The organism is Mesorhizobium sp. M0217 (assembly GCF_040321955.1).
Lineage (GTDB): Bacteria > Pseudomonadota > Alphaproteobacteria > Rhizobiales > Rhizobiaceae > Mesorhizobium.
In genome coordinates this window covers 162,080-185,995 of record NZ_JAMYSN010000006.1, presented here as the reverse complement: position 1 = coordinate 185,995, position 23,916 = coordinate 162,080, and the positions used below count along the sequence as shown (strand labels likewise).

Genomic DNA, 23,916 nt, shown 5'->3' with positions numbered 1-23,916 from the left:
TAAGCCCCGATGTGGGTATCCTGCCACGGGGTAAAGGTTCATCGGTCTCAATTTGTCCTTGTCTAACGCCGTGGTTCGGGACATTCATCCCACATGGCGCTTGAATTTGATGAAATCGACCGAAGATTGCTGGCCGAGCTGCAACGCGACGGCACACTATCGGTCGATCAGCTCTCCGAAAAAGTGTCGCTGTCGCGCAACGCCTGCTGGCGCCGGGTCAAGCGGCTGGAAGAGGACGGCGTCATCACCGGACGGGTGGCGCTGGTCGATGCCGACAAGCTCGGGCTCGGACTTTCGGTGTTCATCCTGATCCGCACCTCCAATCATGACCCGGACTGGCTGCAGAAGTTCCGTGCGGCGGTGACCGGTTTTCCCGAGATCACCGGGGTCTATCGCATGTCCGGCGATCTCGACTACGTGCTGCGCGCCCGCGTCGCTGACATGAAGGCCTATGACCGGCTCTATCAGCGGCTGATCGCCAAGGTGGCGCTGTCGGACGTTTCGGCCTCCTTCGTCATGGAGGAGATCAAGGAGACGACCGTCGTTCCGATGGAATTGCGCTAGGTCACACTGACGCCTGAAAGAAAGCCGTTGATAGGCCTGCGGACGAGTTGACCGAATCGCCGTTCGCGCCGATAGGATCGATTTTATGCGCGCAGCCTTCCAAAATTCCTCCGTCATTGGTCCCACTGTCGGCTTCGTCAGGTTGCCGCATGGAGATGGACTTCCCCTTCCCGCCTATGAAAGCACCGGCGCCGCCGGCATGGATCTGCGCGCCGCGGTGCCGGAAGACCGGCCGCTGCTGATCCTGCCTGGCAAGCGCGCCTTGGTGCCGACCGGTCTGATCCTGGAAATTCCCGAAGGAATGGAAGGCCAGGTGCGGCCGCGCTCCGGCCTTGCCTTCAAGCATGGGCTGACCGTCCTCAATTCACCGGGCACGGTCGACAGCGACTATCGCGGCGAGGTCAAGGTGCTGCTGATCAACCTTGGCGACGAGGATTTCGCGGTGACGCGCGGCATGCGCATTGCCCAGATCGTCTTTGCCGCGGTGACGCAGGTGACGGTTGAGGAGCGCTCGCTGGCCGGCGCCACGACGCGCGGCGCGGGCGGGTTCGGATCGACCGGCACCGCCTGAAATGAGCATACCGAAACTGGTCATCTTCGACTGCGACGGCATCCTGGTCGACACCGAGAACCTTGCCAACCGGCGGCTTGCCGAGTGGTTTGTTGCCGCCGGTTATCCCACCACATTCGAATATTGCCGTAAATATTTTTCCGGCCGCAGCATGGCTTCGGTGCAGAAGGAAATCGAAGAGACGACCACGGTGCGGCTCGGCGCCGATTTCGTCGATCGCTGGAATGCCGGCCTGCCCGATCTGTTTGCGCATGGCGTCGAGGCGATCCCCTATGTGCGCGACTTCATCGAGGCGGTTCGCGCGGCCGGCATTCCCTATTGCGTCGCCACTTCCGCGCGTATCTCGAAGATGCACATCACGCTCGGCCAGACCGGGCTGCTGCCGCTGTTCGAGCATGGCATGTTCTCTTCGACCATGGTCAGCCGCGGCAAGCCGTTCCCGGACCTGTTCCTGCATGCGGCAAAGACCATGGGCTTTGTGCCCGCCGACTGCATCGTCATCGAGGACAGCGTTGCCGGCACGCAGGCCGGCATTGCCGCCGGCATGCGTGTCTATTCCTATCATGGCGATCCCTATTCCGACCGCGATGGCCTGGCCAGCGCCGGCGGCGTCCTGTTCGACGACATGCGCGAACTTGCCGGGCTGGTGCCGATCCACTGAAGCTGTGTTAGGTTCCGCGCGGCCAGCCTGAGGCGCCCATGCCAACGAACCTGCTTCGCTCCATCCTAAAGCGTTTCACCGTTTCATGGAAACGGCGAACCGCTCTATCTTTTTGTTTTACAGCAACGGTTTCTACCGGGGTGGATTGCCGATCGAGATGCGCCACATCGAGGGACCGGATGGCGGCGGTTCGCCGCCTGAGACATCGGGCCTCTCCAACGCCGGCGTGCTCGCCATCAAGGCCGGGGGCAAGGACCGGCTGGCGATGCTCTACGACCTCGGCGACTCTCCCGACAGCGCCGAAGGCTATGCCGTGCTGGCGCTCTACGACATCACAGACAAGCCGAAGCTGCTCGACGCCGTCAATGTCGCGCTCGACCGCGGCACCTATTTCCGTGAACCGGGCAAGCTTTCCGTTGGGCCGAACGACGACATCGTGATCACCATGAGCGCGCATTTCAATTCAAGCCAAAACTACGCAATCACGCCGCTGATCATGGTGCGCGACGACAAATTCCAACTGATCGACATGATCTTCACCTTCGATGAGAACCTGTGCGCCTACAGCCGGAAGCAGGACGTTGCTTTCCAGACGATCGCTGACGGACAGCCTTATGCCGCGGTCAAAGTGACGGTGACCGACGCCACGGTGCTCAACGGCGAGAGCTGCGACGACCAGCCGCCCAAGCCTGAAGCCCACGCAATTTCCGTCACCTATCATTGGGACAAAAAAACGTTGCACTATGTCAAGGATTCCGATGCGCTGGACAGATTGGCAGGAGAGAACGCCAAACGCTTCTGAGCCAACCGCATTCGTTTGCTCGGTGCATTGCTGCACGATAGAATCTGCCGGCATTTCGCATCTGAAGGGAGCACTCATGGACAAGGGCAAGATCTTTCGCGACCTGCACGCCTCGACCTTCGTCATGCCCAACCCCTGGGATGTCGGCACGACCAAGCTCCTGGCGTCCTTCGGTTTCAAGGCGCTGGCGACCACCAGCGCCGGTTTTGCCTTCTCGCGCGGCCTGCCCGATGGCGCAGTGACCTTCGAGGCGATGATCCACCATTGCCGCGAGCTGACGGCGGCAACCAGCCTGCCGGTGTCGGCCGATCTCGAGAAAGGCAAGGGCGACAGCGCGACGAGTGCCGCCGAGACGGTTTTTGCGGCCGAAGCGGCAGGTCTCGCCGGCTGCTCGATCGAGGACCATACCGGCGATCCCGACAAGCCCATCTATGAGTTTTCACACGCCGTCGAGCGCGTTGCAGCTGCTGCTGAAGCCGCACGGGCGCTCAAGCATGATTTCGTCTTCACCGCGCGGGCCGAGAATTTCCTTTGGGGCAAACCGGATCTCGACGACACGATCAAGCGGCTGCAGGCCTTCGAAAAGGCCGGCGCCGACGTGCTCTATGCGCCGGGCCTCAAAGATGTCGAGACCATCCGGAACGTCTGCTCGGCAGTGAGCAGGCCGGTCAATGTCATGGCACTCCCGGCCTTCACCATCGCCGACCTCGCCATGGCCGGGGTCAAGCGCATCTCGCTTGGGCCGTGGCTGACCAATTTCGCCTTCGGCATGCTGGAAACCGCGGCGCGAGAGATCCAGCAGGACGGCACGTTCGGCTTCACCCGCGCCGCCATGCCGTTCGGCAAATTGCAGGCGCTGTTTTCCAAATCCTCAGGGTAGGGGTCCCGGCGCATGACGCTCACCGTCGTCGACATGCACACCGGCGGTGAGCCGGTCAGGATCGTCACGGACGGCTATCCAGACATTCCCAAAGGCACGATCCTGGAAAAGCGCGCCTATGTGCGCGACCACCTCGACCATTTGCGCAAGCTGCTGATCTTCGAGCCGCGCGGCCACTACGACATGTATGGCGCGCTGCTGGTGGAGCCCGACCTGCCCGGCGCCGACCTGGCCGTGCTGTTCATGCACAATGAGGGTTATTCCACCATGTGCGGCCACGCCATCATCGCGCTTGGCCGCTACGCCGTCGACGAAGGACTGGTGGCGAAACAGGAGCCAATCACCATGGTCAACATCGAGGCGCCGTGCGGCATGGTCGTCGCTTCGGTGGAGGTCAAGGACGGCAAAGCGGGATCCGTGTCGTTCGAAAGCGTGCCGGCCTTTCTGTTTGCCCATGACCAACAAATCGAATTGGCGGGATACGGCAAGATTGCGTTCGACATCGCCTATGGCGGCGCCTTCTACGCGCTGGCCGACTGCCATCAATTCGGCCTGGAGTTCGGCCGCAGCCGGGTGCGCGATTTCGTCGACGCGGCAACCGCGCTGACCGAGCGGCTGAAGGCGGAGTTCCCTCTATCGCATCCCGACCATGCCGATCTCGCTTTCCTCTACGGCACCATCCTCACCGATGGACGAGATGCGTTCTCCAGCGAGGCAACGAAAAACATCTGCGTCTTTGCCGATGCCGAGGTCGACCGCTCGCCGACCGGCTCCGGCGTCACCGCGCGGCTGGCGGCAATGCATGCCAAGGGTGAAATCAACCCTGGTCAGGAGCGGTCCTTCGAAAGCATCGCCGGCTCGCGCTTTTCCGGAGCGGTGGCGCGCACGACCATGGCCGGCCCGCATGATGCGATCATCGCCCGCGTCGGCGGCCGCGCCTACTATTCGGGCCGGGCGGAATTCACCGTCGAGCCGGATGACGAATTGGGACGCGGTTTTCTTCTGCGTTGATAGGCCTATCGCCCGGCGCTCTCCCGCGCGCCGACCGCCTTGTGCAGATGCACCATCATGGCGGCGGCAAAGAGCGGCGTCAGCAGGTTGAGCAGGGGCACGGCGAGGAAGGCAGCGATGAGCAGCCCGGCCAGAAAGACGGTGCCGGCATATTTCCGGCGCAACGCCCTCGCCTCATCTTCCGGGCGGAAGCGCATGGCGGCGAATTCGAAGAATTCACGTCCGAGCAGATAGCCGTTGACGATGAAGAAGGCGGCGATGTTGACGCCTGGAACCAACAGAAGGAGCAAGGCGACGATGTTGCCCAGGATGACGACGCCGAAGAATTTCACCGACAACACGAGCGAGCGCAGCGCCGGCATGGCGCGTCCGACGGGATCGGCCGGATAGTCGGTGCGCTCGACCACTTCGGCGATGTCGTCGAGAAACAGGCCCGCCACGATTGCCGTCACCGGCGCGATCAGCAGCGCCATCCCGAAGGCAAGCGCGATGGCAGCGATGATGCCGCTCAGCCATCCGGCCCAGGACGGCAGGCCGGGCAGCAAGGAGTGAACCCATGGCAGGGCCAGCCAATCGACAAGCCCGGTCAAGACGAACCACAGGCGACCAGCGCCAGGACGGTCAAGCCCAGCGTCTTCAGGAAAACCGCGCGGAATTCGGGAGAAAACAGCCGGCTGAAGGCGGCGCGGGCAGCGTTGGAGATCACGGCGTTTCCACCCCCAGGAACAAACGGATATCTCCGACATAGGCGGAGACCCTGTCAGCCGCAAGCCTGCTGGAGCGGGCGCAATTCCGGACGGGAACTAGAGCATGATCCCAAAAAGTGGGTACCGGTTTTTGGAAAAGATCATGCTCCAACAAAGGGCTAGATCATGATGAGATTTCAACCAAATCTCATCACGATCTAGCGCGCCAGCGCCCGGGAGCGGGCGGGGATGGTCATTGCCGCAACGCCGGCGACGACGCAGCCCATGCCCCAGAAAGCTGTCGGCCCAAGGCTTTCACCGAGGAACAGGACGCCGATGCCGACGCCGATCGGCACGCGCAGATAGGCCTGCGACGTCGTGCCGACCGAACCAAGCGTGTGGATGAGGCGGAAAAAGATGCAGAAGGCCAGCGCCGTGGAGAACACCGACAATGCCAACAAGGCCAGTATCGACGCCATTGAAGGCGACAGCGTCCACGGGCGGTCGAAGGCCAGGCTCAAGGGGACGAGGATGACCGCGCCGCACAGCATCGAGCCGGCGGCCGGCAGCATCGGGTCGAGTCCCCTAAAGCTGCGGCCGAAAATGGCGGCGCCGGCATAGCAGACCGTGGCGGCAATGACGGCAAGCTGCGCCCACAATTGATGGCCGAGCCCGCCAAGCGCCTGGGTGCCGACGATCAGGCAAATGCCGGCGATGCCGGCACCGACACCGAACAGCTTGCGTGCGGTCACGGATTCATGGCGGGTGATAAGCGCGGTCAGCAGGAAGGTGAAGATCGGCGAGGTCGCGTTGAGAATGGTGGCCAGACCGGCGTCGATGGAGCGCTCGGCGGCGGCGATCAGCGTGAACGGCACGACGCTGTTGAGGCAGGCCTGGACCATGAACCGCCACAAGGTCGCGCTGTCCTTGGGCATGGCGAGGCCGCGCCAGCGGATCAGCGCGAGCAGGATGGCGCCGGCAATCAAGGTGCGGGCAGCGATGAAGGATATCGGCGGGATCGTCTCGACACCGATCTTGATGAAGGTATAGGACGCGCCCCACAGGGCGGCCAGCACGCCAAGCAGCGCCAGTTCGGTGGTCATGTCGGTCTTTGCTTGCATGCGGGTGCTTCCAGCGCTTGATTTGACGCCAAGCTTGTAGGCGACCCGGCGGTCAGATGCTTCGGCCACGGTCGAACTGTGATGGAGCCTCGTCCCAGAGGCGCGCGCCGGCTTGGGCCGGCAAAGGATGGAAATCGGTTGCCATTTTTCGGGGTGATGCTGTAGACCCGCCCGGGCGCGGCAGAAAGCCGGCAGGTTCCAGGGCGGAGACATTGATGCCGGATTATGACGTGCTTTGCATCGGCAATGCCATTGTCGACATCATCGCCCAGTGCGACGACGCTTTTCTCGAGACCAACGGCATCATCAAGGGTGCGATGAACCTCATCGACACCAAGCGCGCCGAGCTCCTCTACAGCCGCATGGGGCCGGCGATCGAGGCCTCCGGCGGCAGCGCCGGCAATACGGCGGCGGGCATTGCCAGCTTCGGCGGCCGCGCCGCCTTCTTCGGCAAGGTGTCGAACGATCCGCTCGGCGAAATCTACGCCCATGACATCCATGCCCAGGGCGTCGCCTTCGACACCCGGCCGCTCGAGGGCCAGCCGCCGACGGCGCGCTCGATGATCTTCGTCACCCCCGACGGCGAGCGCTCGATGAACACCTATCTCGGCGCCTGCATCGAACTCGGGCCGGAAGACGTCGAGGCCGACAAGGCATCCGGCGCCAAGGTTACCTATTTCGAGGGCTATCTGTGGGATCCGCCGCGCGCCAAGGAGGCGATCCGGCAGACGGCGAAGCTCGCACACGAGGCCGGGCGCGAAGTGTCGATGACGTTGTCTGATTCGTTCTGCGTCGACCGCTACCGGGACGAGTTCCTCGACCTCATGCGCTCGGGCACTGTCGACGTCGTCTTTGCCAACAGCCACGAGATCAAGTCGCTCTACCAGACCAAATCCTTCGACGAGGCGCTGGCGGCGATCCGCAAAGACTGCAAGATCGCCGCCGTCACCCGCTCCGAAAAAGGCTCGGTGATCGTGCGCGGCGACGAGACTGTCACCATCCAGGCGACGACGATCCGCGAACTGGTCGACACCACCGGCGCCGGCGACCTCTACGCCGCCGGTTTCCTCTACGGCTACACCTCGGGGCGCAGCCTGCAGGATTGCGGCGATCTCGGCTCGCTGGCCGCCGGGCTGGTGATCCAGCAGCTCGGGCCACGGCCGCGGCAGAACCTGCGCAGCGCGGCCCAACTGGCCGGACTGCTATAGCGCCTCTTACCTCTCCCCTTGTGGGAGAGGTCGGATTGCCCCGATTTGTCCTTCACAAATCGGCTGGCAATCCGGGTGAGGGGTAAGCTGGCGCCAAGCTGGAACACCCCTCATCCGTCTCGGCGCTCCGCGCCGATCCACCTTCTCCCACAAGGGGAGAAGGAAGAAGCCCACCTGTCGTGCGCTTGTCACAGAGCAGACCTACACGCACAGTGAGGCGTCTCGCGACTGACATTTCGAAGCGCCCACAGACCGTTGGGGTGTCAAAATGCAAGACAGCAACCTGTCGGGTCGCTGCGTCTGTTGTCGCCGCGCTTTCAGCTCTCCGCTATAGCCGTTCAACCAACCGGCCACAGCCTGGGAGGAGCGTGTGGCCAGCAAGACAGATGCATGACCAGATTTCAGAACCAGACGGACGGGATTTCGCAGGAGGCCTTGGCAGGCCTCGTGGCCGAGGCGGTGCAGCAGGCACTGGTCCAGCACGGCATAGCCATGGACCCGCAGGCATTGGCTTCGGCCGGCGCCATTGCCGGCAGCGTTGCCGCCGCGCTGACTTTCCTTTCGCAGGCGCAGCTGCTTGCGGTCGATGCCTTCCGAGGCGAGTGGACTGCGCTCGCCACCGACTTCGTCCAGTCTATTGCCGGCAAGGCGACGCGCCGCGACGCGGCAATCGTCGCGGTTGACGAGCCGACGACGGCAGCCGAACCCGGCAAGGTGGCATCCCACCCGCCGGGCGAGCGCATGCTTCAATCGATGCTGATCGAGGACTGGGCCGGCGAAGTCGCCGGGTCGACCTATCTGGAAGAGAAATTCCGCATTCCACGCTCGACGTTGCATCGCTGGCAAAGACGGGGCGAGGTCATTGCGCTGCGCAAGGGCGGCCGCAAGCATGTCTTCCCGCTGGCCCAGTTCGTCGACGGCAGGCCAGCTACGGGAATCAGCGAGGTGCTGTCGGCGATCGCCAATCCAAGGCTTGCCTGGTTCTGGCTGAACCGCGCCGCGCCGGAACTCGGCGGCCGCATCCCGATCGACATGCTCAAACAGGACATGGTGCAGCAGGTCGTGCTGGCCGCACGCGATTTTTCGCCGGTCTGATTTTCCGTGGGGATTTCGATCGATCCCCCACCGATTAGCCTCGGGAAATAGTAAGTCGGGTAAATAAGCGTCAAAGCGAACTATAACCGGCTTCGCAGATCAAATTCTACTCCATAATTCTATATATCACCGTCCTTTATGTACCGATTGTGCCACATGTGCCATCATGTCAGAAACATGACGTGATAATTGCGCAACAATACTTTTTGAAGAGTCGGAAAGGCGCTTTCCCGACACAATCTCTGTTGATCGCCGCCTCGGCATGGGCCATGTCGGAGGCGGGAGCACGGCGCGATGCGCGGCTTTCAGTATGGGGTGAAGCGGCAGGCCGCAGAGCCATGTCCGACCTGATTTGAACCTTTGACTGGAGATTCAAGAAAATGAACATCAAGAGCCTTCTGCTCGGCTCCGCCGCGGCACTGATCGCGGTTTCGGGCGCACGCGCCGCCGACGCGGTCGTCGTCGCCGAGCCGGAACCGGCCGAATACGTCAAGATCTGCGACGTCTACGGCTCGGGCTATTTCTACATCCCCGGCACCAAGACCTGCCTGCGCATCGCCGGCTACGTCCGTTACGACATCGGCGCCGGCGATGCCGGCTCATTCGATGGTGCCAACCATGTCCCTGACCATGAGGACGGTACGAATTCGAGTTTCTCCAAGAACGCCCGCTTCACGCTGAAGACCTGGACCGGCCAGGAAACCGAACTCGGCACCTTTAAGACCTACACCGAGACCCGCTTCAATTTCGGCAACAGCAATGGCGACTATCTTAATCAAGCCTCTTCCAATGCTAACGACTGGCAGGGCCGCAACAAGGCGCTGTCGCTGCGTTACGCCTACATTCAGCTCGGTGGCCTGCGCGTCGGTAAGGACGACACGGCTTTCGATACGTTCACCAACTATGCCGGCGCCGTCATCCAGGACACGCTGGTTCCGTATGGCGGACAGGAGAGCAACGTCGTTCAGTACTACTTCGACGCAGGCAATGGCTTCTCCGCCGTGGTCTCTCTCGAAGAAGGCGCGGGCGCGGTTGGCACCATCGACAGCTACGTTCCGCATGTCGTCGGCGGCCTGAAGTACAAGAGCGACTGGGGTTCGGTCACGGGCGTCGTCGCCTATGACAGCAACTACGAGGAAGTGGCAGGCAAGGTCCGCTTGGACGTCAATGTCAGCAAGGAGTTCACGCTCTTCGTCATGGGCGGCTACGGCACCGATGACAACCTCACCGACGACGCGGGCAACACTATCGATGCTCACGGTCGCGGCTTCTACAAGCAGTGGGGCGGCAACTGGGCAATCTGGGGTGGCGGCACCTACAAGTTCAACGACAAGACGTCGTTCAACGCTCAGGTCTCTTATGACGACTGGAAGAACCTCGGCGTCGCCGCTAACGTTGCCTATACCGTCGTGCCTGGCTTTACCGTCACGGCTGAAGTCGATTACCTCAATGCCGGAAAATTCGGCGACGCTGACTTCAACAACTGGACCAAGGCCAACAAGAAGAGCAGCCTTGGCGGCATCCTCCGCTTCCAGCGCTCGTTCTGATCTACCGACCCATCATAGGAAAAGGCCCGCAGCGCACGCTGTGGGCCTTTTTCATTCGAGCACCGGGCGTCGCTGTGTCGTCGCGATGAGCGCTTCGTTCAGGCGGACTGGCGAAGCTCGCCGGCTTCGAGCCCCAAAGCGTCGGTGGTGACCAGCCGGTCGCGACCGTTTTTCTTGCCGATGTACATGAGCCGGTCGGCGAGCGCGACCAGCGCATCCGGATCGGCAGCCTCCGTCGGATAGATCGCAACGCCGACAGTGCAGCCGACATGGATGTCGCCACCCGGAGCGGGAACCTTGATGCGCAGCCGCTCCAGCACGCGCTCCGCCACGCGCACGGCCTTCTCCCTGGCCTGCTCCGCGTTCCCCGAAAACAGGAAGGCAAACTCATCACCCCCGAGCCGCGCGACGAAATCGGCGCTGCGCAGGATCGTGCGCAGCTTGTCCGACACGCGCTGCAGCAGCGCATCGCCAGCCTCGTGGCCGAGCGTGTCGTTGACCTGCTTGAACCGGTCGAGGTCGATGAACAGAAGACCGGCTGCATCGCCGGTGCCGGCGCAACGGTCGATCACCAATTTGAGTTCGTTGTGGAAGGCGCGCCGGTTGGGCAGGTCGGTCAACGCGTCGTGGTTGGCCGAATGGTCGCTCTGCTGCTTGGCCAGCTCGATCTCGCGCTTTTGCGCTGACAGCTCCTCATTGGCAGCCTTCAGCTCCAAAAGCAGTTCGGCGTTGAGATCCTCGACGACCTTGCGGTCGCTGATGTCGACGACGAAGCCTTCGAGGAATTCCAGTTCGCCGGCTTCATCCCAGACGCCGCCACCGATCTCGCGGACCCAGAGCGGCTCGCCGACCTGCGGTACGATGCGGTAGTCGACATTCCAGTTACACCGCGCCTCGATCGCGGTGTCGACGGCGGCATAGACGGCGGCGAGATCGTCCGGGTGGATGGCTGAGACATAGTCGCGCACCGCGTTGTGGATGAAATTGCTCGGCCGGTAGCCGCTGACGGTGAAGATGCCGTCGCTGATGTAGAGCATGGTGTAGGACGCATCGTTGCGGCAACGGTAGAGATAACCGTCCATGCGGCCGGTGATGCTGAGCAGCGCGTCTAGCCGCTCGTCGTGGTAGACCCCCTGGCCAACCGCGGATGCAGAAACCCCGTCATGCTTCATGGCCGCACCCCCGTTAGCGGTCTGAGCGCGCCATAAATGCCGTTACGGCAGGTCGGCGAGAGGGGTTCTATATCAGGTGAATGTTATCAATCTCTTATGGGGTGGCGCGAATAGGCCATCGGTGCAAGCGTTCGGCGACACGAGCCGCTGCAACGCCAGCGACTCCGCCCAAGCAGGAAAAAGACAGTCCGCGGCGCGGACCGCCCCTCAAGCACCCGCCGTATACGCCGCGATCGCAGCCATGTTGACGATGTCCGAATCCTTGGCGTTGAGCGAGACGATCTGGACCGGTTTGTTCAAGCCGACCAGCAGCGGGCCGATGACGGTGGAGCCGCCGAGTTCCTGCAGCATCTTGGTCGAGATAGAGGCCGAGTGGAACGCCGGCATGATCAGCACATTGGCAGGGCCGGTCAGCCGGATGAACGGATATTGCGCCATGGCGCGGGCGTTGAGCGCCACGTCGGCGGCCATCTCGCCGTCATATTCGAAATCGACGCGGCGCTTGTCGAGGATGCGCACCGCTTCCTGCACGCGCTCGGAACGTTCGCCCTGCGGGTGGCCGAAGGTCGAATAGGCAAGCATGGCGAGCCTCGGCTCGTAGCCCATGCGGCGGGCAAATCCCGCCGCCTCTTCGGCGATGTCGGCGATCTGCTCGGCATTGGGCATGTCGTGCACGGCGGTATCGGCGACGAGGACTGTTTTGCCCCGCGCGAGCACGATGGAGACGCCGATGACGCGGTGTCCGGGCTTGGCGTCGATGACGCGGCGGATATCGTCAAGCGCCGTGGAATAGTTGCGGGTGACGCCGGTGACGATGCCGTCGGCATCGCCCAGCGCCACCATGCAGGCAGCGAAATGGTTGCGGTCGTTGTTGATCAGCCGCTGGCAGTCGCGGAACAGGAAGCCTTTGCGCTGCATGCGCTCGTAGAGATAATCGGTGTAGATGCCGTTGCGGCGCGAAAGCCTGGCATTGATGATCTCGATGCCTTGCTTGTTCAGGTCGATGCCGGCGTGCCTGGCGTTTTCCTTGATTACATCGTCGCGGCCGAGCAGGATCGCGGTGCCGAGCTTCTGGTTCACATAGGAGACGGCGGCGCGCATCACCTGTTCTTCCTCGCCCTCGGCAAAGACGATGCGCTTGGGCTGGCGGCGGACGCGATCGTAGATGCGCTGCAAGGTCGAAGCGATCGGGTCGCGGCGGGCCGACAGCTCCTGCGCGTAGCGGTCGAGGTCGAGGATAGGCTTGCGGGCGACGCCCGACTCCATCGCCGCCTTGGCCACCGCGAGCGGGATGGCCGAGATCAGGCGCGGATCGAACGGCACCGGGATGATGTAGTTCGGGCCGAATTTCGGCCGGTTGCCCTGATAGGCGGCGGCGACATCGTCGGGCACGTCCTTGCGCGCCAGGTCGGCCAGCGCTCTCGCTGCGGCGATCTTCATGTCGTCATTGATGGTGGTGGCCCTGACATCCAGCGCACCGCGGAAGATGTAGGGAAAGCCCAGCACATTGTTGACCTGGTTGGGGTAGTCGGAACGCCCGGTGGCCATGATGGCGTCGGTGCGGATTTCGGCCACTTCCTCCGGCGTGATCTCCGGGTCGGGATTGGCCATGGCGAAGATGATCGGGTTCTTGGCCATCGATTGCACCATCCTGGTGGTCAATGCGCCCTTGGCCGACAGGCCGAGGAAGACGTCGGCGCCATCCAGCGCCTCGGCCAGGCTGCGCGTGGCGGTCTTGACCGCATGCGCCGACTTCCACTGGTTCATGCCTTCGGTGCGGCCCTGGTAGACGACACCCTTGGTGTCGCACAAGATGATGTTTTCCGGGGCGAAACCCATCGCCTTCATCAGTTCGATGCAGGCAATGCCGGCGGCGCCGGCGCCGTTGCAGACCATTTTCGTGGTCTTCATGTCGCGGCCGGTGATCTCCAGCGCGTTGATCAGCCCGGCGGCCGAGATGATGGCGGTGCCGTGCTGGTCGTCATGGAAGACCGGGATGTCCATCAGTTCGCGCAGCCGCTGCTCGATGATGAAGCATTCCGGCGCCTTGATGTCTTCCAGGTTGATGCCGCCGAAGGACGGGCCGAGAAAGCGCACGCAATTGATGAATTCGTCGGCATCCTCGGTGTCGACCTCGAGATCGATGGAATCGACATCGGCGAAGCGCTTGAACAGCACCGCCTTGCCTTCCATCACCGGCTTGGAGGCCAACGCGCCGAGATTGCCGAGGCCGAGAATGGCGGTGCCGTTGGAGATGACGGCGACCATGTTGCCGCGCGTCGTGTAGTCGAAAGCGCGGCTGGGGTCTTCGGCAATGGCCAGCACAGGAACCGCGACACCCGGCGAATAGGCGAGGCTCAGATCGCGCTGCGTCGCCATCGGCTTGGTGGCGACGATCTCCAGCTTGCCGGGGCGGCCCATGGCGTGGAATTCCAGCGCCTCCTCGGCGCTGACGGAGGGGCCGCTATTTTCGGTTTTCTTGGCCATGATGCTTTTGATTTCCTCGCCGGTGTCGCCCCCTTGAGACGGGTGCGTGTTTTTGAAACTTCCGAATTAAGGCTACACGCCACCGCTGTAAATCGCCAAGCGATCTTCACGCCCGCAGCGAAATCTCCCGAGGGTCGGATGACGTCACGTCGGCTCTGGCTCGCTGACGAAAGCAGCGATTTCGCGCACCGTTCCCCGTCGCATCATGCCGTCTGTGCCGGGGAAAGGCCACGTCTCGATGGGTGGCGCACGACTTCCCTTGCGCCGCAGCAATGCAGTCAGGAACGCCATGAGTTCGATGCGCTGGGCGTGAACCTTCTCCAGCGTGCGGCGGCGGATGTGCTGACGCGGTATGGCACGATCTCGCAGCGTCTCGACCGCGCGGCGAATGGCAGCCGGTTCCGGATCGGCGACGATGCAATAATCCGGATCGAAATAGACGTCGCGACCGCCAAGGCTCGGCGTACTGACGATCGGCAGGCCGGCCATCAGATATTCCATCGAGGAGTACATCGCTCCTTCCAGGGCCGACAGGCACAGCCCGACGGCGGCCTGGTTGTAGACGCGGTTGACCTGTTGCGCCGTCAGCTTGCCCGGCCAGCCGTCGACGAGCGGATTGGCGATCTGGTGGAGCGGCGAACGCGCCTGCAGTCGCCGAACAAAGGCGCGGGCGGCAACCGGCGGCAATTCGCCGATCGAATAGGTGATGTGGGCCAGCCGCTCTATGTCGAAGGCCAGGTGATGGCGTTTGATCGGCGAGATGCGGCCATTGTAGACCGCGTCGAATTCGACCGGCACGTCCGGCAGCGGCCGGAATATATCCTCCGACACCATCAGATTGTGATTGGAGAAGATGGCATTGCCGCCCGCAGCTGCGATGAGACGGCGCTCTTCCTCGGTGTTGCACAGGAAGATGATTTCGTGCAGCGGAAACCGGCCGGCATACCAGGCGAGATCGCGGCCCATCCGGGCGATGACAGCCGGCCGCTCCATGGTCCAGGTCTGCATCGTCAGGAAGGTGACGCGCCGTCCCGCCAGGCGCCGGCCAAGGGCCGCCAGCGGATAGAGCGGACGTGCTCCGCCAATGGGAACATAGAGCACCAGCGGGTCGCGGCTGAGCACATGCAGCGACATCTCGATCCCACCATCGAGATCGGACAGCGGTCCGTGTTTCGGCAGGAGGAAGGGAACGCGTTTGCGCACCGACCCGCGCAGCTTGCTTTTGGTCCGATGCACGCGCCGCGCCGCCAAAAGCAACAGGCGCGTACCGGTCGATCCAGCTGGACCGACCAGTTCCTCGAACCCTTCCTGCTTGTCCTGATCCATGCCGCCTATCCCGCCATGGCGATCATAGGGTCTGGTTGTCGCCCGATGCAACCAACGGCTTCACCCGGCATAGAGGGAGCACAAGCCGCCGTCGAGGCCGGTCGTCCCCTGCTTTTCGAGCCGCCTGCATTAAACCCCGCACCCACATCTGCTAGCGTGCGGGCATGAACATGCACACTTCAGCAGAAACCGACGCCCCAGAGGTGACACCGTCTGCGCCCGTCGGCAGCGTCACGCCGATGATGGAGCAGTTTATCGAGATCAAGGCGGCGAACCCGGATTCTCTGCTGTTCTACCGCATGGGCGATTTTTACGAGCTGTTCTTCGACGACGCCGAAAAGGCGAGCAAGGCGCTGGGCATCGTCCTGACCAAGCGCGGCAAGCACCAGGGTAACGACATTCCGATGTGCGGCGTGCCGGTGCATGCGGCCGACGACTATCTGCAAAAGCTGATCGGCCAAGGTTTTCGCGTTGCCGTCTGCGAGCAGATCGAGGACCCGGCGGAAGCCAGGAAGCGCGGCGGCAAATCGGTCGTACGCCGTGACGTGGTGCGCCTGGTGACGCCCGGCACCATCACCGAGGACAAATTGCTGGCGCCGTCGGAATCGAGCTTCCTGATGGCGCTAGGGCGGGTGAAGGGCGGCAACAGCGGTGACGCCTTCGCCCTGGCCTGGATCGAGATCTCGACCGGCGTCTTCCGCGTCGCCGAAACCACGACCGACCGCCTGCTGGCCGATGTCTTCCGCGTCGACCCGCGCGAGCTGATCGTCGCCGAGCCGGTGTTTTACGATCCCGAGTTGAAGCCGGTGTTCGACGTCATTGGCCGCGTTGCCAGCCCGCAGCCGCCGTCGCTTTTCGATTCGGCTTCGGCAGCGGGGCGGATCGCGCGTTTCTTCGAAGTGGCGACGCCGGACAGTTTCGGCGCCTTCTCGCGCGCCGAATTGTCGGCGATCTCGGGCGCCATCGCCTATGTCGAAAAGACGCAGAAGGCCGAGCGGCCGCCTTTGTCGCGTCCCGAACGCGAGGAGCAGGGCTCGACGCTGTTCATCGATCCTGCGACACGCGGCAATCTGGAACTGTTGCGCACGCTGTCGGGCAGCCGCGACGGCTCGCTGTTCAAGGCTATAGACCGCACGGTCACCGGCGGCGGCGCCAGGCTGCTCGCCGACCGGCTGATGGCGCCGCTGACTGACCCGGCGGCGATCGGCGCCAGGCTCGATTCTGTGTCGTTCTTCCGTGCGGAGACGCAGCTTTGCCAGGCGGTGCGGTCAGGCCTGAAGAGCGTCGCCGACATGCCGCGGGCGCTGTCGCGGCTGGCGCTCAACCGCGGCGGCCCGCGCGATCTCGGCGCGCTGCGTGCCGGCTTCGAAGCGGCGGCCACCATTGCCGAACTGTTCGGAACGGCCGTCCTGCCCGCGGAGCTGACAGCGGCACTTGCCGCGATAAAGGCGCTGCCGCGTGCGCTGGCCAAGCATCTGGCCCAGGCTCTTGGCGAGGAACTGCCGCTGCTCAGGCGCGACGGCGGCTTCGTGCGCGGCGGCTACCATGCCGAGCTCGACGAAATGCGGGCGCTGCGCGACGAATCGCGCAAGGTGATCGCCGGACTGGAGCGCTCGCTGATCGAGGAGACCGGCATCCGCTCGCTGAAAATCCGGCACAACAATGTGCTGGGCTATTACATCGAGGTGACGGCCAACCACCATTCAATCATGACCGGAAGCGACGGCGCCAAGGCGCGCTTCATCCACCGCCAGACCATGGCCAACGCCATGCGTTTCACCACGACCGAACTTGCCGAACTCGAGACCAAAATCGCCAATGCCGCCGACCGGGCGCTGAGCATCGAGCTTGCCGCTTTCGACACGCTGACGACAGAGGCGGTCGCCGAGGCGCAAAAAATTCGCACCGGCGCCGATGCGCTTGCCGTACTTGACGTGTCGGCGGCGCTCGCGCTGTTGTCGGAGAGTGAAGCCTGGTGTCGGCCGCTGGTCGATTCCAGCCTCGCCTTCGATATCTCGGGCGGACGCCATCCGGTGGTGGAACAGGCGCTGCGGCGCTCGGGCGAAGGGCCGTTCGTCGCCAATGATTGCGATCTGTCGCCGCAAGACGGGGCCAAGGCCGGCGCGATCTGGCTGCTCACCGGTCCGAATATGGGCGGTAAGTCGACCTTCCTGCGGCAAAACGCACTGATCGCCATCCTCGCCCAAACCGGTTCCTTCGTGCCGGCGACGTCGGCCCATATCGGCGTTGTCGACCGGCTGTTCTCGCGGGTCGGCGCCTCGGACGATCTGGCGCGCGGCCGTTCGACCTTCATGGTCGAGATGGTAGAGACGGCGGCGATCCTCAACCAGGCCGGCGAACGGGCGCTGGTGATCCTGGACGAGATCGGTCGCGGCACCGCCACGTTCGATGGCCTGTCGATCGCCTGGGCGGCAGTCGAGTATCTGCACGAGAAGAACCGCTGCCGGGCGATCTTCGCCACTCATTTCCACGAAATGACGGCACTCTCCGGCAAGCTGCCGCGACTGCACAATGTCACGATGCGGGTTAAGGAGTGGGAAGGCGACGTGGTCTTCCTGCACGAGGTCGGCAAGGGTGCCGCCGATCGCTCCTATGGCGTTCAGGTCGCTCGCCTTGCCGGTCTGCCGGAAGCGGTGGTCGGCCGGGCCAAAGAGGTGCTGCATCAGCTCGAGGAAGGCGATGTCTCCGGCAAGGCCAACCGGCTGGTCGACGATCTGCCGCTGTTTTCGGTGGCAATGAAGCGGGAAGCGGCAAAGCCTGCGAAGAGCGACGCATTGGGCGCAGCGCTGGGTGAGATCAATCCAGACGAGATGACGCCGCGCGAGGCGCTGGAAGCGCTCTACCGGCTGAAGGGGCTGGCGGGGAAAACCTAGTCCGATTTCAGCCTTGACCAATTGTACCGTTTGGTACAATGCTCGCCATCGCCTTTGCCGATGGGAGAGTGACATGAGCCGTCCGCCGCTGCCGCCCTTCACCGCCGAGACCGCCGCGCAGAAGGCGCGCATGGCCGAAGACGCCTGGAACAGCCGCGATCCCGAACGGGTTTCGCTCGCCTATACGCAAGACAGCACCTGGCGCAACCGCGCCGAGTTCGTCTCGGGCAGAAATGAGATCGTCTCCTTCCTCACGCGCAAATGGGCGCGCGAGCTGGACTACCGGCTGATCAAGGAGGTCTGGACCTGGAACGACAACCGCATCGCGGTGCGCTTTGCCTATGAATGGCGCGACAACAGTGGCCACTGGTTCCGCTCCTACGGCAATGAGAATTGGGAATTTGACGCGGATGGACTGATGCGTAGGCGCGTCGCCAGCATCAACGACCTGCCGATCGCTGAGGGTGAGCGCAAATATCACTGGCCGCTCGGCCGCCGGCCTGACGACCATCCCGGCCTGACCGAACTCGGACTTTAGAGTGTGATCCCTAGAACTGTGTCGCGGTTTTCGGCAAAGATCATGCTCAAGCGGAAAAACTAGCGCATGCGCAGGATCGCGCCCGATCGCGCCGATTTGCTCTCCATCATCGGCGAGGTTTTCCGCGAACACGGCTATGAAGGGGCGAGCCTGGCGCGGATCGGTGCGGCGACCGGCCTAGGCAAAGGCAGCCTTTACCACTTCTTCCCCGGCGGCAAGGAAGAGATGGCGGCGGCTGTCATTGCCCATATAGATGGCTGGTTCGAGGAGAATGTCTTCGTGCCGTTGCAGGACAGGGCCTACCCTCGCACGGGCATCGATCGGATGTTCGAAGCGGCCGACAGCTATTTCCGCTCGGGACGCCGGGTGTGCCTCATCGGCGCCTTCGCGCTGGACGAATCCCGCGACCTCTTCGCCATTGCGATCAAAAGCTATTTCGGCCGCTGGGTGGCGCATCTTGCCGAAGCGCTGACCCGAAGCGGGCACAGCGCTGACAGGGCGGACGAACTCGCCGAAGAAGCGGTCGGCGCCATCCAGGGCGCGCTCACGCTGGCACGCGCCTTCGACGACACCGCAGTGTTTTCGCGCGCGTTGCGACGGGCGCGGGCGGCGCTCGGCTAGAGTGCTACAAGGGCTCGAAGCGGAAAGCCGTCTCGGTTCGAAAAACCCGGCCGACGCCGGGCGAATCAAGATGCGCGCCGGCGACGTAGCAGTCGTTGTTGGCCGCAAGCGCCAGCATTTGCAACCGGCTTGCCCTCGCCTGCTGCTGGTCTGCGTCGAATTCCCACGTGATCTCGGGTCGATCGAATTGAAGCGACGGCACATGTACGATGTCGCCCCAGATCAACAGTGTTTCGCCTGCGCTCACAACGCGAAAGCAAGTGTGGCCGGCTTCATGGCCAGCGGAGCCGATCGTATCGATGTCAGCGCTGACGCGCTGTCCAGCATCGAGAGGCTGGGCGCGATCGTGGAAGCGTTCCAGCCTCGCCACGTCGCGAAACATGCCGAGCTCAGCGCGCGGGACAAGCAGGCGAGAGAGCTGCGGGAAGCCGTCGCCACCATCGGCAAGGATGAGCCCGTGTATATGGTCGAGATGGGTGTGGGTGAAAGCAACAGTCCGAATCCGGTCGGTGGCGATCTTCGCCTCGCGCAGCGCCTCGGGCAGGTGCCCCATTGTCGGGTGCCAGGCGTTCGAAGCCCCTGTGTCGATCAGCGTGATGTCGTCGCCGTCATCGATGGCGAAGGCGTTGACCGACAGCCTGAGCGCACCGTCGACGAGCGGTACATGCGAGGGCAGGTTGTCACCGAATGTCCGGTCTCCGGGCTGGCGCAGCCGCCTGATTGGCATGTCGACGTAACCGTCGCGCAGCGACGTGACCGTCATGGCTCCGACTCTATACGCCGTATGATGATACCCGGTCGAAACCCGTTCCAATCTAGATCATCTCCAGCCCGCGCTTGCGCGTCGGCGGTGGAAAGGCGCGGTCGAGTTCGGCGAGGTCTTCGGCCGTCAGCTCGATGTCGAGCGCGGCAAAATTCTGGCGGACATGCTCCTGGCTACTCGCCTTCGGGATGGCGATGACACCGGGCTGCGCCATCACCCAGGCCAAGGCGATCTGTGCCGGCGTTGCGTTGTGGCGGGCGGCAACGGTTTCCAGCCGGGGATTACGCGCCAGCGCGCCCTGCTCGACCGGCGAATAGGCCATCAGCGGGATGCCGCGCTGCCGGCTCCACGGTGCGAGATCGAATTCGGGGCCGCGCCGCGACAGATTGTAGAGTACCTGGTTGGTCTGGACATGATCTCCAGACGACAGGCCGGTCAGCTCCTCCATTTCGTCGGTGTCGAAATTGCTGACGCCCCAGTGACGGATCTTGCCGGCCTTCTTCAACGCCTCGAAAGCGTCGACCGTTTCGCCTAGAGGCACACTGCCCGGCCAATGCAGGAGATAGAGATCGATGCGGTCGGTGCGCAGGCGCTTCAAGCTGTTTTCGCAGGCCCGCGCCACGCCGGCGCGCGAGGCATTGGACGGCAATACCTTGGAGACAAGAAAGAGTTCGTCGCGGCGCCCGGCAATGGCTTCCGCCACCACCTCCTCGGCGCCGCCGCTGGCATACATTTCAGCGGTGTCGATCAACGTCATGCCGAGGTCCAGCCCGAGCTTCAGGGCATTGACCTCCCCGGCGCGGCGGCGGGAATCCTCGCCCATCTTCCATGTGCCCTGTCCCAGCACCTGGACGGCCTCGCCCGAAGGCAGCGTGGTGGCTCTTATCGTCGATGGCATGTGGGCTCCTGGCGCCGTGTAATCGATGTGAATGGCATCACAACCACGGAGAGAAATCCAGAATGGATCTCTCCGGCATGGCCGTTGCTGCCTTACTTCGCCGGATGGGCGGCGAGCCAGGCCTGCATCTTGGCGATCTCGGCTTCCTGCGCGGCGATGACATCTTCGGCCAGCTTGCGGATTTCGGGATCCTTGCCATTGGCGAGTTCCACCTTGGCCATGTCGATCGCGCCCCGATGATGCGGGATCATGCCGCGCACGAAATCGACATCGGCATTGCCGGAATATTCGATCATCATGTCGGTGTGCATCTTGTCCATCGCCGCCTTGTAGCCGTCGGTCGAAGGACCTTGCGCGCCCATAGCGCCCATGTCGTGTTTCATCTCTTCGGATTGCGCCGGGACGCTTTCGAGGAAAACGGCAAGCAGCATTCCCGCCGCCATCATCAAAAGCACGATTTTCTTAGCCAAGGTCATCCGTGATCTCCTGTTGATTGAAATTCGTATCTGGGGGCTTTGCTCAGAGTTTCAACGTCCGCAGCCGCAATGCGTTGGCGACGACCGAAACCGAAGACAGGCTCATGGCCGCCGCCGCCAGCATCGGCGACAAAAGCGTGCCGGTGAGCGGATAGAGCACGCCGGCAGCAACCGGCACGCCAAGCACATTGTAGAGGAAGGCGAAAAACAGATTCTGGCGGATGTTGCGGATCGTCCCCTGGGCGAGCGTTCGCGCCCTGACGATGCCGTTGAGATCGCCCTTGACCAGCGTAATGCCGGCGCTCTCGACAGCGACATCGGCGCCGGTGCCCATGGCGATGCCGACATCGGCGCTGGCCAGGGCCGGCGCATCGTTGACGCCGTCGCCGGCCATGGCGACGCCGGCACCTTTCGCACGCAACTCCTCGACAAGGGCTGCCTTTTGTTCCGGCAGCAGGCCGGCGCGCACCTCGTCGATACCAAGGCTTTTGGCGATGGCGCGCGCCGTGCGCTCATTGTCGCCGGTCGCCATGATGATCCGCAACCCTCTGTCGTGCAGCGCCCTGATCGCCTCGGCTGTCGTTGCCTTGACCGGATCGGCGACCGCGACAATGCCGGCCAGTCTTTTGTCCACCGCAACGAACATCGCCGTCTTGCCCTCGGCCTGCAGCGCCTCAGCTTTCGCCGAAAGGGAAGCGGTGTCCATGCCCACGTCGGCCATCATGGCGGCGTTGCCGAGAGAAACCTTCCTGCCAGACACCGTGCCGGATACGCCCTTGCCGGTGACGGCGTCGAAGCCGCTGGCCTCGATGAGCGTCAGCCCGCGTTCGCCGGCGCCGCCGACAATGGCCTCGGCCAGCGGATGCTCCGAGCCTTTTTCCAGCCCGGCGGCGAGCGCCAGCAACTCATTCTCGGACAGGCCGTCGGCAGCGACGACATCGGTCAAGCGAGGCTTGCCTTCGGTCAAGGTGCCGGTCTTGTCGACGATCAACGTGTCGACCGAAGCGAAGCGCTCGAGCGCGGCCGCGTCCTTGATCAGCACGCCCGCGTGCGCCCCGCGCCCGGTGGCGGTCATGATCGACATCGGCGTCGCCAGGCCGAGCGCGCAAGGGCAGGCGATGATCAGCACCGAGACCGCCGAGACGATGGCAAAGATCAAGCTGGGTTCGGGACCGAAGATCGCCCAGGCGGCAAAGGCCGCGAGCGCGACCAGCACGACGGCCGGCACGAAGTAGAAGGAGACGCGATCGGCTAAACCTTGAATCGGCGCGCGCGAACGCTGCGCCTTTGCGACCAGCTCGACGATGCGCGAAAGCGTCGTTTCGGAGCCGACCTTTTCGGCGCGCATGATCAGCGAACCGTTCTTGTTGAGCGTGCCGCCGGTCAAGGCATCGCCTTTCGTTTTTTCGACCGGCAGCGGCTCGCCCGAGATCATCGATTCGTCGATGGAGGAACGGCCTTCCGTTACAGTGCCGTCGACCGGCACGGCGTCGCCCGGACGGAGGCGCAGGTGGTCGCCGGTCTTGACCGCAACGAGCGGCACGTCGGTGTCGGAGCCGTCCTCCCCGATCAGCCGTGCCGTCTTCGGCGCCAGGTCGAGCAGCGCACGGATGGCCGAGCCGGTCTTTTCGCGCGCCCGCAATTCGAGCACCTGACCGAGGAATACCAGCGCGACGATGACGGCGGCTGCCTCGAAATAGACCGGCACTGTGCCGCCATGACCGCGGAACTGGTGTGGAAAAATGTCCGGGAACAGAGTGGCCGCCACGCTGTAGAGATAGGCAGCGCCGACACCGAGCGAAATCAGCGTCCACATATTGGGGCTGCGGTTGACCAGCGACTCCCAGCCTCGGTGGAAGAACGGGAAGGCCGCCCACAGCACGACGGGGCTGGCCAGCGCCAATTCCAGCCAGACCATCGTTCGCCCGTCGACAAACGCCTGGAACGTCAGGCCGAGCATCGGCGCCATGGCAACGATCAGCAGCGGCAGGGACAGCACCGCGCTGACCCAGAACCGTCTGGTGAAGTCTACCAGTTCGGGGTTCGGGCCCTCATCGCCAGTGGGAACGCCCATCGGCTCAAGCGCCATGCCGCAGATCGGGCAGGAGCCGGGCTTGTCTCTTATCACTTCGGGATGCATCGGGCAGGTGTATTGCGTGCCTTTCCGCACTGGCGACGGCGTCGGCCTGTCGCCGAGATAGTTTTGCGGCTCGGCCTCGAACTTCGCCCGGCAGCCGGCCGAGCAGAAATAGAAACCCTGGCCTTCGTGGCGGAAGAAATGCCTGGCGGTAGCGCGGTCGACACTCATGCCACAGACGGGGTCGGTGGCGGTCAGGTATTTTTCGGGCCCGGCGACGAATTTCGTACGGCAACCCTCGCTGCAGAAGTGAAAGAGACGGCCGCCATGCTCGGCCGTCGGCTTACCGGCTGCCGGATCGACGCTCATGCCGCAGACCGGATCGCGCACCACTGCTTCGGCGGCCGGCTCAGCAGCCTTTGCCGTACAGCAGTTGCCATCGGCCGCGTGCGCGTGGTGGTGATGCTCGGAATGCGCCATCGAAAAGTGCCTTATATCTGTCTGGGTGAGGAGGTAGT

The 23,916-nt window shown here is 63.5% G+C and carries 20 protein-coding genes and 1 pseudogene; 12 read left to right on the top strand and 9 right to left on the bottom strand.

The genetic code is table 11. The features are described 5' to 3' along the window. Positions 1-93: 93 nt before the first annotated feature. From NKJ18_RS13205 to NKJ18_RS13180, 6 genes are all read left to right on the top strand, one after another. Positions 94-564, top strand: a complete 471-nt coding sequence (locus NKJ18_RS13205) for an Lrp/AsnC family transcriptional regulator (RefSeq protein WP_023672880.1) — start codon at positions 94-96, stop codon at positions 562-564. 85 nt (positions 565-649) lie between these two features. Next, positions 650-1,135, top strand: coding sequence for a dUTP diphosphatase (dut, locus tag NKJ18_RS13200; RefSeq protein ID WP_023672879.1), 486 nt, complete (start codon positions 650-652; stop codon positions 1,133-1,135). Between the two features lies 1 nt (position 1,136). After that, positions 1,137-1,796, top strand: coding sequence for an HAD family hydrolase (locus NKJ18_RS13195; RefSeq protein WP_023713561.1), 660 nt, complete (start codon positions 1,137-1,139; stop codon positions 1,794-1,796). An 85-nt stretch (positions 1,797-1,881) separates the two neighbouring features. Next, positions 1,882-2,598: a hypothetical protein gene (locus NKJ18_RS13190; RefSeq protein ID WP_352758380.1), complete on the top strand. Its 717-nt coding sequence runs from the start codon at positions 1,882-1,884 to the stop codon at positions 2,596-2,598. A gap of 76 nt (positions 2,599-2,674) precedes the next feature. Further along, a complete protein-coding gene (locus tag NKJ18_RS13185) occupies positions 2,675-3,478 on the top strand; it encodes an isocitrate lyase/PEP mutase family protein (RefSeq protein WP_023672876.1) in 804 nt (267 codons plus the stop codon). A 12-nt stretch (positions 3,479-3,490) separates the two neighbouring features. After that, complete coding sequence (locus NKJ18_RS13180) at positions 3,491-4,489, top strand: proline racemase family protein (RefSeq protein WP_352518561.1); 999 nt, start codon at positions 3,491-3,493, stop codon at positions 4,487-4,489. A 5-nt stretch (positions 4,490-4,494) separates the two neighbouring features. On the opposite strand, the pseudogene NKJ18_RS13175 reads toward NKJ18_RS13180, so the two are convergent. Both NKJ18_RS13175 and NKJ18_RS13170 read right to left on the bottom strand, forming a co-directional pair. Further along, positions 4,495-5,195: pseudogene (locus tag NKJ18_RS13175) on the bottom strand (sulfate transporter family protein). Between the two features lie 198 nt (positions 5,196-5,393). Continuing rightward, positions 5,394-6,296 carry a DMT family transporter gene (locus tag NKJ18_RS13170; RefSeq protein WP_023672873.1) on the bottom strand — a complete coding sequence of 301 codons (903 nt, stop codon included), beginning with the start codon at positions 6,294-6,296 and terminating at the stop codon, positions 5,394-5,396. Between the two features lie 215 nt (positions 6,297-6,511). Here NKJ18_RS13170 and NKJ18_RS13165 point away from each other — a divergent pair, with 215 nt between their 5' ends. From NKJ18_RS13165 to NKJ18_RS13155, 3 genes are all read left to right on the top strand, one after another. After that, on the top strand, positions 6,512-7,504 hold the full coding sequence (locus tag NKJ18_RS13165; protein WP_352758379.1) for an adenosine kinase: 993 nt from the start codon (positions 6,512-6,514) through the stop codon (positions 7,502-7,504). A gap of 390 nt (positions 7,505-7,894) precedes the next feature. Beyond that, complete coding sequence (locus NKJ18_RS13160) at positions 7,895-8,599, top strand: antitoxin Xre/MbcA/ParS-like domain-containing protein (RefSeq protein WP_023806134.1); 705 nt, start codon at positions 7,895-7,897, stop codon at positions 8,597-8,599. A 380-nt stretch (positions 8,600-8,979) separates the two neighbouring features. Next, the gene (locus NKJ18_RS13155; protein WP_352758377.1) at positions 8,980-10,146 is read left to right on the top strand and encodes a porin; all 1,167 of its coding nucleotides are present in this window, start codon (positions 8,980-8,982) and stop codon (positions 10,144-10,146) included. Positions 10,147-10,244: 98 nt separating this feature from the next. Here the strand turns inward: NKJ18_RS13155 and NKJ18_RS13150 are convergent, their stop codons facing one another. The 3 genes from NKJ18_RS13150 to NKJ18_RS13140 form a co-directional block, all read right to left on the bottom strand. After that, entirely contained in the window at positions 10,245-11,318 is a 1,074-nt protein-coding gene (locus tag NKJ18_RS13150) for a diguanylate cyclase domain-containing protein (protein ID WP_352758376.1), read from the bottom strand. Between the two features lie 207 nt (positions 11,319-11,525). Further along, entirely contained in the window at positions 11,526-13,805 is a 2,280-nt protein-coding gene (locus NKJ18_RS13145) for an NADP-dependent malic enzyme (protein WP_352758375.1), read from the bottom strand. Positions 13,806-13,949: 144 nt separating this feature from the next. Continuing rightward, complete coding sequence (locus tag NKJ18_RS13140) at positions 13,950-15,131, bottom strand: glycosyltransferase family protein (RefSeq protein WP_023725833.1); 1,182 nt, start codon at positions 15,129-15,131, stop codon at positions 13,950-13,952. A gap of 164 nt (positions 15,132-15,295) precedes the next feature. On the opposite strand from NKJ18_RS13140, the gene mutS reads away from it, so the two are divergent. The 3 genes from mutS to NKJ18_RS13125 all read left to right on the top strand — a co-directional run bounded on the left by mutS (position 15,296) and on the right by NKJ18_RS13125 (position 19,184). Next, the gene (gene mutS / locus NKJ18_RS13135; RefSeq protein ID WP_352758374.1) at positions 15,296-18,025 is read left to right on the top strand and encodes a DNA mismatch repair protein MutS; all 2,730 of its coding nucleotides are present in this window, start codon (positions 15,296-15,298) and stop codon (positions 18,023-18,025) included. Between the two features lie 73 nt (positions 18,026-18,098). Beyond that, complete coding sequence (locus NKJ18_RS13130) at positions 18,099-18,563, top strand: nuclear transport factor 2 family protein (protein WP_023834362.1); 465 nt, start codon at positions 18,099-18,101, stop codon at positions 18,561-18,563. A gap of 66 nt (positions 18,564-18,629) precedes the next feature. Further along, positions 18,630-19,184, top strand: coding sequence for a TetR/AcrR family transcriptional regulator (locus NKJ18_RS13125; protein ID WP_023834363.1), 555 nt, complete (start codon positions 18,630-18,632; stop codon positions 19,182-19,184). 4 nt (positions 19,185-19,188) lie between these two features. On the opposite strand, the gene NKJ18_RS13120 is transcribed toward NKJ18_RS13125, so the two are convergent. From NKJ18_RS13120 to NKJ18_RS13105, 4 genes are all read right to left on the bottom strand, one after another. After that, complete coding sequence (locus NKJ18_RS13120) at positions 19,189-19,947, bottom strand: MBL fold metallo-hydrolase (protein ID WP_023698948.1); 759 nt, start codon at positions 19,945-19,947, stop codon at positions 19,189-19,191. A gap of 52 nt (positions 19,948-19,999) precedes the next feature. Further along, positions 20,000-20,845: an aldo/keto reductase gene (locus NKJ18_RS13115; RefSeq protein ID WP_023698947.1), complete on the bottom strand. Its 846-nt coding sequence runs from the start codon at positions 20,843-20,845 to the stop codon at positions 20,000-20,002. 92 nt (positions 20,846-20,937) lie between these two features. After that, positions 20,938-21,321 carry a CopM family metallochaperone gene (copM, locus tag NKJ18_RS13110; protein ID WP_023685134.1) on the bottom strand — a complete coding sequence of 128 codons (384 nt, stop codon included), beginning with the start codon at positions 21,319-21,321 and terminating at the stop codon, positions 20,938-20,940. 43 nt (positions 21,322-21,364) lie between these two features. Beyond that, positions 21,365-23,878 (bottom strand): heavy metal translocating P-type ATPase, encoded by a 2,514-nt coding sequence (locus NKJ18_RS13105; protein WP_023834366.1) that lies wholly within the window; start codon positions 23,876-23,878, stop codon positions 21,365-21,367. Positions 23,879-23,916: the final 38 nt, after the last annotated feature.

Excerpts from the sequence above, each read along its gene's own strand:
- NKJ18_RS13130 (WP_023834362.1), top strand. The coding sequence starts at position 18,099 with ATGAGCCGTCCGCCGCTGCCGCCCTTCACCGCCGAGACCGCCGCGCAG.
- copM (WP_023685134.1), bottom strand. The coding sequence starts at position 21,321 with ATGACCTTGGCTAAGAAAATCGTGCTTTTGATGATGGCGGCGGGAATG.
- dut (WP_023672879.1), top strand. The coding sequence starts at position 650 with ATGCGCGCAGCCTTCCAAAATTCCTCCGTCATTGGTCCCACTGTCGGC.
- NKJ18_RS13145 (WP_352758375.1), bottom strand. The coding sequence starts at position 13,805 with ATGGCCAAGAAAACCGAAAATAGCGGCCCCTCCGTCAGCGCCGAGGAG.
- NKJ18_RS13180 (WP_352518561.1), top strand. The coding sequence starts at position 3,491 with ATGACGCTCACCGTCGTCGACATGCACACCGGCGGTGAGCCGGTCAGG.
- NKJ18_RS13115 (WP_023698947.1), bottom strand. The coding sequence starts at position 20,845 with ATGCCATCGACGATAAGAGCCACCACGCTGCCTTCGGGCGAGGCCGTC.
- NKJ18_RS13155 (WP_352758377.1), top strand. The coding sequence starts at position 8,980 with ATGAACATCAAGAGCCTTCTGCTCGGCTCCGCCGCGGCACTGATCGCG.
- NKJ18_RS13165 (WP_352758379.1), top strand. The coding sequence starts at position 6,512 with ATGCCGGATTATGACGTGCTTTGCATCGGCAATGCCATTGTCGACATC.
- NKJ18_RS13190 (WP_352758380.1), top strand. The coding sequence starts at position 1,882 with ATGGAAACGGCGAACCGCTCTATCTTTTTGTTTTACAGCAACGGTTTC.
- NKJ18_RS13205 (WP_023672880.1), top strand. The coding sequence starts at position 94 with ATGGCGCTTGAATTTGATGAAATCGACCGAAGATTGCTGGCCGAGCTG.
- NKJ18_RS13150 (WP_352758376.1), bottom strand. The coding sequence starts at position 11,318 with ATGAAGCATGACGGGGTTTCTGCATCCGCGGTTGGCCAGGGGGTCTAC.
- NKJ18_RS13125 (WP_023834363.1), top strand. The coding sequence starts at position 18,630 with ATGCGCAGGATCGCGCCCGATCGCGCCGATTTGCTCTCCATCATCGGC.
- NKJ18_RS13185 (WP_023672876.1), top strand. The coding sequence starts at position 2,675 with ATGGACAAGGGCAAGATCTTTCGCGACCTGCACGCCTCGACCTTCGTC.
- NKJ18_RS13140 (WP_023725833.1), bottom strand. The coding sequence starts at position 15,131 with ATGGATCAGGACAAGCAGGAAGGGTTCGAGGAACTGGTCGGTCCAGCT.
- NKJ18_RS13160 (WP_023806134.1), top strand. The coding sequence starts at position 7,895 with ATGACCAGATTTCAGAACCAGACGGACGGGATTTCGCAGGAGGCCTTG.
- mutS (WP_352758374.1), top strand. The coding sequence starts at position 15,296 with ATGAACATGCACACTTCAGCAGAAACCGACGCCCCAGAGGTGACACCG.
- NKJ18_RS13195 (WP_023713561.1), top strand. The coding sequence starts at position 1,137 with ATGAGCATACCGAAACTGGTCATCTTCGACTGCGACGGCATCCTGGTC.
- NKJ18_RS13105 (WP_023834366.1), bottom strand. The coding sequence starts at position 23,878 with ATGGCGCATTCCGAGCATCACCACCACGCGCACGCGGCCGATGGCAAC.
- NKJ18_RS13120 (WP_023698948.1), bottom strand. The coding sequence starts at position 19,947 with ATGACGGTCACGTCGCTGCGCGACGGTTACGTCGACATGCCAATCAGG.
- NKJ18_RS13170 (WP_023672873.1), bottom strand. The coding sequence starts at position 6,296 with ATGCAAGCAAAGACCGACATGACCACCGAACTGGCGCTGCTTGGCGTG.